Raw genomic sequence first — 12,371 nt, 5'->3', positions numbered from 1 at the left:
GAATATGTATGTAACGTGAAGTTATTATTTTTCTGGAGTGATCAGTATGAATCAAAGTATCACAGATGGGATTGAGAGCTTGATTGATCAATTGAAGAAAGATCAATCTTTTGACGGTTCATGGAATTATCCGTTTGAGACTGGTATTTCTACGGATTGTTATATGATCATTTTATTAAGAACTTTAGAGATTGATGATGAAAACTTAGTTAAGGAATTAGTACGAAGAATTATAAGCAAACAGGAGAAAAATGGTGCTTGGAAGCTATTTTATGATGAAGGGGAGGGGAACGTTACAGCGACCATAGAAGCCTATTACGCTCTCCTATATTCAGGTTATTTTGAAAAAACAGGGAAAAGATTAACGGCAGCTAGACGCTTTATTTTAAAAAATGGTGGAATAGAAAAGGCTCATATGTTTACTAAAATCATGCTAGCGATTACCGGCCAGTACAAGTGGCCAAGTTTCTTTCCAATTCCTTTAGAATTTCTCTTGTTACCTAACATCTTTCCAATTAATTTCTATCAACTATCGGTATACGGTAGAGCGAATTTGCTGCCGATTATGATTCTTTCTGATGGTAAATTCCAATTGAGAACAAAGAAAAGTCCAGACTTATCTGAGCTGTACATTCGTCAAAAAGATGAAGAGCTATTTCAAGAAGAAGACTGGCGATCATTATATGACTCGATACATTCGGGGATTGAGAGTTTGCTAGAGCTACCAAGTCAACTAAAAGAACGTGCAAAGTCCAAGGGGAAACAGTATATGCTTTCGCGGATTGAAAAGGATGGGACGTTCTATAGCTACTATAGTTCAACCTTTTTAATGATTTTTGCATTAATGGCGCTTGGGTATAAAAAGTCACATCCCGTAATAACGAGGGCTGTTAATGGGTTAAAGTCGATGAAAACGACCATTGATGGATTTACCCATATGCAGTATACAACCGCAACAGTTTGGAATACTTCATTAATTAGTTATGCTCTACAGGAAGCGGGCGTTTCTGGAGAAGAGGCTGTAATTGAAAAGGCGAACAATTTTATACTAAGGAAGCAGCATACTTTGTACGGAGATTGGGCTGTACATAATCCGAATAGCTTTCCTGGTGGCTGGGGGTTCTCGAATATTAATTCATTTAATCCAGATGTTGATGATACGACTGCTTCATTAAGATCAATCGCTCGCGACGCGGTTCATAATCCAAGTTATCGTTCTGCTTGGGACAGAGGGATTAGATGGCTTTTATCGATGCAAAATGAGGATGGGGGCTGGCCGGCCTTTGAAAAGAACACGAATAGTCCTCTGTTTAAACATTTACCGATTGAAAAAGCAGACTTTATTTTAACAGACCCACCGACAGCTGATCTGACGGGGAGGACGTTACAGTTTTTAGGGGATTTTACGAACCTTCCAAGCTCGCATCCTTCCGTGAAGGCCGGGGTAGAGTCTATTTTAGCCAAGCAAGAGAAGGATGGTTCATGGTATGGACGTTGGGGGATTTGTTATTTATATGGAACTTGGGGTGCACTTACGGGGTTAAGTGCTGTTGAAGTTCAATCTGGGCATCCAGCTGTACGCAAAGCAGTTTCATGGCTGGAGAGTGTGCAAAATGAAGATGGGGGATGGGGAGAATCGTGTAAGAGTGATAGTCAGAAAAAATATGTGGCTCTTCCAGCTAGTACACTCACACATACGGCTTGGGCTGTTGATGCACTGATGTCTGTATCAGATAAGCCATCAAGAGCAATCAAGAAGGGGATTGAATTTTTGCTAGAGAATCTCGAGAAAAAAGACTGGACCACTGAATATTCGAAAGGTCAAGGTATGGCAGGGGCCTTCTATATTCATTACCATAGTTACCGCTATGTCTTTCCATTATTGGCACTTGCTCATTACAAGCAGAAATATGAAAAAAGCTAAAAGGGGAATCTTTTAGCTTTTTGTAATTTTAGATGGATTATTGATCTTATATGGAACAGGGTCTGTAACGATAAATTCTTCTTCAACGTCTTTGCCGCTAGGAAGTTTCTTTTTCACGATTTTACCGTCAAATTCAAGATTTTCTCCAGGTGATAATTCAAACTTCTTTAAAGTTTTTGAATGACTGCACCAAGCAAGACCGATCTCAATTGGTTCTTCTTGTTCGATACGCACATTCTCTAACACTACGACTTCATCATTCTCTTCATTAAAATGATTCCAGCTAAACGCGAATTGCTTCACAACAGCGGTAAAATGGACTTTGTCTTCTGGTAATTCAATTTTCTTCGGCTTTTCTTTTTTCTCTTTCTTCGGCTTCGCTTCTTTTGCCTTTGATTCCGCCGGCGTTGCTGATACTTCAATTGCTTTCGTTGCTACTGTTTCTGTAGGCGTGTTCTCTGATTCGGAAGTAACCAATTTTGAGAAGCTTGGAGACTGCATTTCTTTTAAGTAGGCAGGATGAATACAGCTTAAATTCCCATCTTCAAATTCAATGATGATAGTGTAGTAGTCATCAGTTTTGCCGTAGGCTTGATAGCCAATGATCTTCACTAGGCGTTGGAAGGTCGCTTCTTTGTACCAAAATTTCTTTTTGACCTCTTTTGTTGTTGAGAGACCCCATTCCTTCACTTTTTCAGCATAGTCATCTTCATCAGCAAAAGTTTCGTATGTACCAACAGGAGGGAGATAAATCGTCTTATTTGAGTCTTCTATATGTGGTAATGCATTTGCCATTGTAGGTCACATCCTTATTTCTTTTCTTTATCATAACCTTTTTTGCCGAAACTTTAAAATACTATGATCTTCTTTAGGTGATGGTATTCGTTCTTTTTCGCGGTTCCTGATTTAAAAGAGGAAACGATTCCAATATGGAATTTTTGTGTCAGTATTAGGAATGTCATTGTTATTTCTTAATACCGTTGTTACTGTATTAATGCCTATATTTCGGTCATAGGTCAAGTTGATGGTATAGTTGCCATCGTTGTTGGAGGTCTATAGTAGTCCAAGCCGTAAAATTTGGTAGAAATATGTTATGATATACATAATATTTAGAAAATTATATCAATGGAGGGAATATGTATATGAAAGCAATGGTAATGAAGGATAAAGTGAAGCCGGGTGGAGAAATTGCGCATCTTTTTTTTGAAGAAAGAGAAATTCCTAAAGCAGGTGCTGGGGAAATCGTTGTACGTTTACGTACTGCAGCATTAAACCGAAGAGATGTATTTATTCGTCAAGGACTCTATCCAGGAATTCGAGTTCCATCCATCCCTGGTTCAGACGGAGCCGGCGTTATTTCAGAACTAGGTGAGGGAGTAGAAGGCTTTCAGGTAGGAAGCGAAGTCGTTATTAATCCAGCAATGGGTTGGGGGGACAATCCTCATTTTCCTGACCCTAGTTTCACTGTTCTTGGTGTTCCGATTGATGGTACATACGCTCAGTACATTAAATTACCAGCTGAAAATGTTTTTTCAAAACCAAAGCATTTGACTTGGGAAGAGGCAGCAGCACTTCCTCTTGCTGGATTAACCGCCTATCGGGCAGTTGTGACGAAAGGACAAGTTCAAGAAGGAGATACGGTCATCATTCCAGGCATCGGCGGTGGTGTAGCAACTGTCGCCCTTCAAATCGCTGCTTCTCTAGGTGCAAAGGTGTTTGTCACTTCTAGCAGTAATGGAAAAATTGAGAAAGCATTAAAACTAGGGGCTGCAGGTGGTGTGAATTATAAAAATGAAAATTGGGTAAAAGAACTAAAAGGACTTTCAGGTGGTGCAGATTTGACCATAGACAGTATTGGTGGTGACACATTCAAAGATTTGATTTATCTAGCTAACCCGGGTAGTAAAATTGTTTCTTTTGGTGCCACTTTAGGTCCAGTAAATAAGCTTTTGATGCCTCATATTTTCTTTAAACAGCTCCATATAATGGGGACTACAATGGGAAATCCAGAGGAATTCCGAAAAATGCTTGCCCTAGTTGAAGAACATCACATAAAACCTACAGTTGAAAAAGTATTCCCGCTTGAAGAAGTAGAAGAAGCTCACAAAGAAATGGAGTTAGGCAAACACTTCGGTAAAATTGTTCTTGCTATTCCAGAATAAGGTATGGGTATTAATTGTAATATTTTCATATTTTTTCTTTTTATATGAGACCTCAGATGGTAGTATATAAGTATTGGTTTCTGGAAGTCAGAAACCAATTTGGCCTTATATTTATCGATTATTTTAAAAGGGGTTATTCGTTGCATGGAGAGTAGAAAAGATACGAGAAAAGAGCAACGTCGAAGTAATATCAATATTATGGTCATTTCTATTATTATTTGCTTGTTTGTTGCGGGTGTTATTCTTTTAAGTTATTTAAATTCGAATAATAAAAGCGGCGTAGCCAGTGAAGGTGGAGTAAAACATACGGTTTTACCCGAGTCCAATGTCCAGCCCGAGCCAAAAGTAGAGCCTAATTTTGAGACAACCATTAAAATTAGTGCTGCTGGAGATTTTACGATCGGAACCGATGAATCGTTTGGTTATGATGGTACTTTCGTGCATGAAGCTGATAAGAATGGTCTATCTCATTTTGTGGGTGGATTAAATGATATTTTTAAGAATGATGATTTGACCACAGTAAACTTGGAAACAACTTTGACAAATGCTAATCAAAAAGCTGAGAAGAAATTCCGTTTTAAAGGAGATCCATCTTACGTTGAAATTCTAAAGCTTGGTGGAATTGAATCGGTAAACCTAGCTAATAATCATATCCGTGATTACCTACAGAAAGGTTACGATGATACGATCAATACTTTAAAAAATGCGAATGTTGGTTACTTTGGTTACGATAATAAGTTTATTACGACAGTTAAAGATGTGAAAATCGGTGCTCTTGGCTATGAGGGCTGGGCAGATACAACCGAGATTCGTAGTCGAGTTTCTAAGGATATTGAGGAATTAAGAAATCAAGGGGCACAAATTGTTCTTGTTCATTTTCATTGGGGTGTAGAACGGGAATATGTACCGACTGCATCACAGCAGTCACTAGCTCGTTTCACTGTTGATAGTGGTGCAGATTTGGTTCTTGGTCATCACCCACATGTTGTGCAAGGAATTGAAGAATATAATGGCAAATACATTGTTTATAGCTTAGGTAATTTTATGTTTGGAGGCAATCGTAATCCAGACGATAAAGACACTTATGTGTTTCAGCAAACCTTCCATTTGGAAAATGGTGAGCTGACAGATAAAAAAGAAATCAATGTAGTTCCATTTTCGATTTCTTCTCAGACGAATAGAAATGACTATCGTCCAACGATGTTAGAGGGAAAAGAAAGGGATCGCGTGAAACAAAAAATTATTGATGTCTCGAATAAAATCAACGGCTCTGAATGGCTTAAGTATGAAACAGAGTAAAAGAGCAGGAAAAGACGCATTCTTTTGTGGATGCGTCTTTTTATTTGGAGAAACAATTAAAATGAATTCCAGAAATTCGTATATTGTTGACAACAAGTTCTATCGATGCTATTATTATCTCGAATTCAAGATATATTAAATTGAGATATCGGGTGTGGGTAAATTGTTACACAGAGGCATAATACTTATTGGAGGTTATGAAAATGAATGAACTAAAAGGAATACACCATGTAACAGCAATTACAAGCAGTGCAGAAAAAAATTATGAATTTTTCACATATGTATTAGGAATGCGTTTGGTTAAGAAAACAGTTAATCAGGATGATATCCAAACATATCACTTATTCTTTGCAGATGATAAAGGTAGTGCTGGAACGGATATGACATTCTTTGACTTTCCAGGAATCCCAAAAGGTGTTCATGGAAATAACGAGATCTTCAAAACATCATTCCGTGTACCAACAGATAAAGCATTAGATTATTGGGTAAAACGATTCGATCGATTAGAAGTTAAGCATACTGGCGTCAAAGAACTTTTCGGCAAGAAAACTCTAGCTTTCGTCGATTTCGATGACCAGCAATATCAATTAATTTCAGATGAAAATAATACGGGTGTTGCATCTGGTACTCCATGGCAAGATGGACCAATCCCATTGGAATACGCGATTACTGGTTTAGGTCCAATCTTCGTCCGCGTATCACAATTTGATTTCTTTAAACAAGTCCTCGAGCAAGTACTATTATTTAAGGAAATCGCAAAAGATGGTTCCTTATATTTATTTGAGGTTGGAGAAGGCGGAAATGGTGCGCAAGTCGTAGTAGAATACAACACCATTTTACCACCAGCACAGCAAGGCTTTGGAACTGTCCACCATGCCGCTTTCCGCGTTGAGGACCGATCTGTACTTGAAGAGTGGATTGAAAGAATGGAAAGCTTTGGTTTCAATACATCTGGCTATGTGAACCGTCACTTCTTTGAATCTCTATACGCAAGGGTGGCTCCACAGATACTCTTTGAATTTGCGACAGACGGCCCTGGATTTATGGGTGATGAACCATATGAAACCCTTGGTGAAAAGCTATCCCTTCCACCATTCTTAGAAACGAAGCGTGAACAAATCGAGAATCTTGTACGCCCGATCGATACAACGAGAAGTACAAAGAAATTTCAAAAAGAATACGAATAAGCAAGAGACTCCTGCTAATCAAGCGGGAGTCTTTTGTCTTCGGATTAATTTACCTTGTTAAAAAAAATTTAAAGTTTGACCTTCTTGGGAAAATTATTGAGGATGCCTCACTCAGAAAATTCGCCAAAAAGGAGTTGCGAACATGAAGGCTGTTACATATCAAGGTTTTAAGGATGTCGAAGTAAAAGAAGTACATGATCCGAAAATTGAAAAGGCAGACGATATTGTGATAAAAGTGACCACTTCGGCGATTTGTGGATCTGACCTTCATTTGATCCATGGAATGATTCCGAATATGCCAGAGAATTTTATCATAGGTCATGAGCCAATGGGGATCGTTGAAGATGTCGGTCCTGAGGTAAAAAATCTCAAAAAAGGTGACCGTGTAATTGTTCCTTTTAATATAAGTTGTGGCCATTGTTGGTACTGTAGTCATGGCTATACGAGTCAATGTGACGAAGCGAACCCACATGGAGATATGGGAGCCTATTTTGGCTATTCTGAAACAGCGGGCGGTTACGCTGGTGGGCAAGCAGAATATTTGCGCGTTCCGTATGGCAATTTTACACCCTATAAACTGCCAGATGATTGTGAAGTTGAGGATGAACAGTTAGTACTCCTAGCCGATGCGGCTTCAACTGCTTATTGGAGTGTTGAAAACTCAGGTATGCAAAAGGGAGATACTGTAATCGTGCTTGGCTGTGGTCCCATTGGTTTGCTGACTCAGAAATTTGCGTGGTTAAAAGGAGCAGAACGTGTCATTGCTGTAGATTACATTGAGTATCGCTTACAGCATGCGAAAAGAACAAATAACGTGGAAATTGTGAACTTTGAAGAACAAAAGCACACTGGTGAATATTTAAAGGAAATGACTAAGGGTGGAGCCGACGTGGTCATTGATTGTGTTGGTATGGATGGAAAGATGAGACCGATTGAAATGATTGAAACGGGTCTTAAACTCCAAGGTGGGGCGATGGGTGCAATTGTGATGGCTGCACAAGCAGTACGAAAGTGCGGTACGATTCAATTAACCGGGGTCTATGGAATGCGTTACAATGCGTTTCCACTTGGGGATATTTTTCAACGGAATGTGCAAATGAAAATGGGACAGGCGCATGTCATTCCGCTTATTCCAAAGCTCTATGACTTGGTGAGTAAAGAGAAAGTAAATCTTGCTGATATCGTGACTCATAGACTTCCCTTAACTGATGCGAAAAAAGGATACGAATTCTTTGATACTAAAACGGATAACTGTATCAAGGTTATTTTAAAACCCCATTAAATGCAGAGAAATTTACTCTCTGTATTTTTTTTGCGTGTGTTGTAAAGATTGTACAAAGTTTCTAAAGCAACAATACCTATTTGTTAAAGCCTTCCTATTCATCCATCGAAATTCATCCTGACTTTTGAAGCATTTTGTAGAATTTGATCGAAAAAATACGAAATAGAAGGTATAATGTTATCTTGCAGGAATATGTTTTAAGTTAAAGGAGGAAATTTAGAGATGGGATGGGCATTATCAGCTTTATTCATCGTGGCTGCTCTACTTTTCGTATTTTCATACTATAAAAGTAAACAAGCGGCTAAGGCTGAACAGCGTGAAATTGATACAGTGTACATGTCTATGATGGAGGAAGTTAATAAATTGCAGGGCCAAATCAGGAGCCTCGAGCTTGAGAGTGAAATTAATGCACAACGAGCTGGTATGACGAGAGAGGAACTCCATTTACTTCGAGAAATACTAGACTTGTATAAGAGAAATTACACGCTAGAAGGCATTGCTGCGAAATTCGATCTTCAGCAGCATGAAGTTGAACAATTAATTGCACCGTATGTAACTAAGAATGAAGGGAGAAAGGTAGCAAATGAAGGCTAATATTGTGAATAGCTTTGCTGCAGGTCTTCTTATTAGTGCAGGCGTTTGTGGTGCAGTATACTTCTCTGGTTCATCAAAAGGTGAAAATAACAGTAAAAAAGCTGCTGCTCCAACTGAAGAAGAAATGAAAACAAATTTAGCTAACTCTGGGTATGTTATTTTAACGAATGCCGAGTGGGAAAAGCAATTAACTGCTATCGAAGAGCAGAAAAAAGAAGCTGCGAAGACTGACAAAGCTAATGAAGAAACAGCTAAAGAAGAACAACCGAAGAAAGATGATGAAGTTGTCTCTCGAACGATTGTAAATGTTGCAACTGGTATGACAAGTATTGATGTTGGAAATGCATTAGAACAAGGGAAAATCCTAGACGATGCGATGACATTTTTCCATGAGGTTGAAAAAAGAGGATTGTCCAACGAATTAAAGCCAGGAACGTTTGAAGTGAATAGCACGATGACGATGGATGAAATTATTTCTGTTATATTTAAATAATTCGTGATTCGTTGAGCAAATGAGAAAAAAGTATGGATTTTCGAGAATTAGAAAAAAATGGAACAGGCATTCCCTTATATGTGATATAATGGAAATGCAATAGAATTAGGTAACTCAAGGGTGGTCAGCACGCTCCCCAAGAAAGGGGGTGCTGCTGGTGGCGGTATCCGAAGCTTTAATGTTTGCGTGTGCGTTTGCAAGCTTAATAGTCGCAGTTCTGTCATTTAACCAAAAAAAATAACCCACCCTTGAGTTGACCAACCGTAGGTGGATTATCCCTTTAATAGCTGATCCCCTTGACAGGACCTTCTATTGCATGGACCGTTTGGTGTTACAGCACCAAACGGTCTTTTTTAATATATGCGTTTGATTCAATCTTATTATACATAATTTTAGATTAAAAGTGAATAGATTCGACTCTCTTAAATGGTGAAAATGACCCATTTTTTGGTATGTTAGATGAATTAGAAATGGTTGGAAGTAAGTTCTTTTCTTAAAACTTGGTTGCTCTTCCAATTAAAATATAAATATATGGAAAGCATTTTCTTCATACATCAAAAAAAACAAAATGTTCAATCCTAAAGAATAAATATAAAAAGGCACTTCCGAAATGGACTTAAACTTAAGCGACTCCTAGAACCACTCCATATTAAGTAAACGGGAGTTCTTTTGACCTAAAATCTGAAAATATATTTATTAATATAAGGTGTTTGTAAATAGGAAAATTTCATTGAAATTATGGTATAATAATTTTTCGTGCAGTTTTTATTGTAATTTAGATTTCACCATCGGAGGCATGCAATGTGTCTATAAAGAAAAAACTACCTATTCTTTTTACAATTTTAGTACTCCTTATATTAATAGCTAATAATATGCATCATTTTTTTCGTGCTAAAAATAGTTTGCTTGAAAATTATGATCGAGAAATTTCTTTGCTTGCTCAGCAAGTCTCTTATCAAGTGGAGAATGCGAAAAATGGCTCTGAATATGTCGAAAATATTGTTGGAAGAGAGCTTCGTACAGCATCAATCGCAATTCGAAATTCGCTACCGACTCGGCATGAAGATGTCACGAACGAACAGCTAGTGGAGTTGGCGAAGGAATTAAAGATTTCTCATATTACCCTTCTTGCCCAAACGGAAGATGATATTGTTGGCGTTAAATCTTCAGATCCTCATGAAATTGGCATGTCAACAAAAGAGTGGGGCTATTGGTATGATGCATTCCAACAGCTTTTTGCTAGGGAACCAGTAACGGTAGAAGAAGGATTAACCTTAAAAGATTATTGGTCTGGTCCAATTGAAATTGCCTCAAGCAACCCAGATCATACGGACAAATGGGGCTATTATTTTGACGGGAGGACAAATTATATAATCGATCCATATTATAGAGACGATGAAATTCTAGAGTATGAGAAACGCTTTGGACCTACAAACATCATGGAACAAGTAACGAATCAGCTCGAAGGGGTTCTGGAATTGTCGGTATTCAATCCAGAGTCTTTTGGAAACGCAAAAAAGGAAGTTTATCTTAACGGTAATAGTTTTATCCGAATATCCGAACAGTCAATATGGTATGGTTCCTATGATTATGCGAATACGGCCAAGGATCAGAAATATATTCAATCAGCTTTAGCCACAAATGAAGTGAAAAGTTACAATGAGGTCATCAATGGAAAAGATGTAAGAAAAGCATTCGTGCCAATTAACGAATCAAATGATGGATCTTATGTAATTGGGTTTGTCTATGATAATGCAATGATTGATAAAGAGTTGTACAAAGAATTAGAAGCCTATCTATTCTCTTCACTGTTTTTTATGATTATTGTTTTGTTTGTTAGCTTTATTTTCTCGAATTCGATTACAAAACCAATTGCGCTTATTGTTGATCATGTCAATGAAATTGCTCAAGGGACATTCGGGAAGAAATTAGTCTTGAATCGTAAGGATGAATTGGGTCATTTAGTTGCGAATGTAAACGAATTGTCTAGAGATTTAAAAACGTATGTCGATGATCTGAAAGAAAGTCAGGAAGTTATTAAATTCCAAGCTTATCATGACCCGCTTACTTCGTTGCCAAATCGACGCTTTATTCAAGAAAAATTGAGTGATTTAATCCATGAGGCAAGTCAAAACGATCATGTCATTGGCGTTATTTTTATTGATATCGACCGATTCAAGCATGTTAACGATTCGATGGGTCATAAAATGGGTGACCAGTTAATTAAGCTTATTTCTGAACGGATTAAAGAGTTTTTAATTGATTATAAGTGCGTAGTGGCAAGACAAGGTGGTGACGAGTTCATCATCTTGACGGAGAATTTAAGTGAAGAGCAAGTCAGAGAAATGACGCATGAATTAATTCTTCACATAAGAAAGCCATATGATCTAGGAGAGCGAGATATCTATGTAGGTTCAAGCTGTGGAATTAGTTTTTATCCGCATCATACGAAAAATATGGAACAGCTCATTATTAATGCAGATATTGCAATGTATGCAGCAAAGAAACAGGGTGGTAATCGCTTTGTCGTATATGATCCGAATGAAAGTAATGTAAGCCTAGAGCGAATTGAAATAGAAGCAAGTCTAAGAAAAGCGATTGAGGATGAAGTACTGGATGTCTTTTATCAGCCGAAAATGAATGCTGCTTCCGGTAAAATTATTGGAGCAGAAGCATTGGTACGTTGGAATGATGTGAAATTGGGCTTTGTTTCTCCAGCTGTGTTTATTCCGATTGCTGAGGACTCAGGTTTAATCCAGCCTTTATTTGAGCTTGTCTTAAGAAAAGCTATGATTCAAATGAAGGAATGGAATGACGTATTAGTTGAAAAGTTAACAGTTTCTGTCAACGTATCTGCTGTACAGTTTATGGAAGCAAGGAATTTGGTTGATTGTGTAAAAGATAAGTTAAGTCTTACGCAGTTTGCACCAGAATTACTGGAATTGGAGATTACTGAGAGTGCTCTTTTAAATAATATGAGTGAAACGATTGAGGCATTAGAGGAATTCAATCAACTTGGTATTTCAATTTCCATTGATGATTTTGGCACGGGATATTCATCTTTAAGTTATCTACAAAAGCTGCCAATCGATACTTTGAAAATCGATCAATCCTTTATTAAAAGCATTGATGAAAACGGGTCTATTTCAGAGATTGCGAATGGGATAATCAATTTGGCAAGAAGCTTGAAATTGGGCATTATTGCTGAAGGAGTAGAAGAGGAATATCAAAAGGAATATCTAATTCGAAATGGCTGTCATTTAATGCAGGGTTATTTGTTCTCTAAGCCATTAGAGGCAAAAGAATTTCATAAGTTTATTAAAGATTCTTAAGAAACAAGGCAATTCTCCATCGATGGAGAGTTGCCTTTTCATTTGTAAGCATTAAATTTTGATTCCAATGTTGCAGTTGTTAATATAAGGGAGAACGA

General features: G+C 37.7%; 9 protein-coding genes. 8 read left to right on the top strand and 1 reads right to left on the bottom strand.

Features of this window, described 5'->3' with window-relative positions; translation table 11 throughout:
- The first annotated feature begins 46 nt into the window (after positions 1-46).
- Positions 47-1,924 (top strand): squalene--hopene cyclase, encoded by a 1,878-nt coding sequence (shc, locus tag FA727_RS07060; RefSeq protein ID WP_136830204.1) that lies wholly within the window; start codon positions 47-49, stop codon positions 1,922-1,924.
- A 12-nt stretch (positions 1,925-1,936) separates the two neighbouring features.
- Here the strand turns inward: shc and FA727_RS07055 are convergent, their stop codons facing one another.
- Positions 1,937-2,719 (bottom strand): hypothetical protein, encoded by a 783-nt coding sequence (locus tag FA727_RS07055; protein ID WP_136830203.1) that lies wholly within the window; start codon positions 2,717-2,719, stop codon positions 1,937-1,939.
- A 347-nt stretch (positions 2,720-3,066) separates the two neighbouring features.
- Here FA727_RS07055 and FA727_RS07050 point away from each other — a divergent pair, with 347 nt between their 5' ends.
- The 7 genes from FA727_RS07050 (at position 3,067) to FA727_RS07020 (ending at position 12,273) form a co-directional block, all read left to right on the top strand.
- On the top strand, positions 3,067-4,086 hold the full coding sequence (locus tag FA727_RS07050) for a zinc-binding dehydrogenase (RefSeq protein WP_136830202.1): 1,020 nt from the start codon (positions 3,067-3,069) through the stop codon (positions 4,084-4,086).
- 144 nt (positions 4,087-4,230) lie between these two features.
- The gene (locus FA727_RS07045; RefSeq protein ID WP_136830201.1) at positions 4,231-5,385 is read left to right on the top strand and encodes a CapA family protein; all 1,155 of its coding nucleotides are present in this window, start codon (positions 4,231-4,233) and stop codon (positions 5,383-5,385) included.
- A 203-nt stretch (positions 5,386-5,588) separates the two neighbouring features.
- Complete coding sequence (locus tag FA727_RS07040) at positions 5,589-6,572, top strand: ring-cleaving dioxygenase (protein ID WP_136830200.1); 984 nt, start codon at positions 5,589-5,591, stop codon at positions 6,570-6,572.
- A gap of 142 nt (positions 6,573-6,714) precedes the next feature.
- Positions 6,715-7,854: a zinc-dependent alcohol dehydrogenase gene (locus tag FA727_RS07035; RefSeq protein ID WP_136830199.1), complete on the top strand. Its 1,140-nt coding sequence runs from the start codon at positions 6,715-6,717 to the stop codon at positions 7,852-7,854.
- Positions 7,855-8,076: 222 nt separating this feature from the next.
- Entirely contained in the window at positions 8,077-8,448 is a 372-nt protein-coding gene (locus FA727_RS07030; RefSeq protein WP_136830198.1) for a hypothetical protein, read from the top strand.
- Positions 8,438-8,941 (top strand): endolytic transglycosylase MltG, encoded by a 504-nt coding sequence (locus FA727_RS07025; RefSeq protein WP_136830197.1) that lies wholly within the window; start codon positions 8,438-8,440, stop codon positions 8,939-8,941. Before FA727_RS07030 ends, FA727_RS07025 begins: the two co-directional genes overlap by 11 nt.
- Before the next feature lie 803 nt (positions 8,942-9,744).
- Positions 9,745-12,273, top strand: a complete 2,529-nt coding sequence (locus FA727_RS07020) for an EAL domain-containing protein (protein ID WP_136830196.1) — start codon at positions 9,745-9,747, stop codon at positions 12,271-12,273.
- Positions 12,274-12,371: the final 98 nt, after the last annotated feature.

It is taken from the genome of Robertmurraya kyonggiensis, from assembly GCF_005116465.1.
Classification (GTDB): Bacteria; Bacillota; Bacilli; order Bacillales; family Cytobacillaceae; genus Robertmurraya; species Robertmurraya kyonggiensis.
This window is presented reverse-complemented; position numbering and strand designations above follow the sequence as displayed.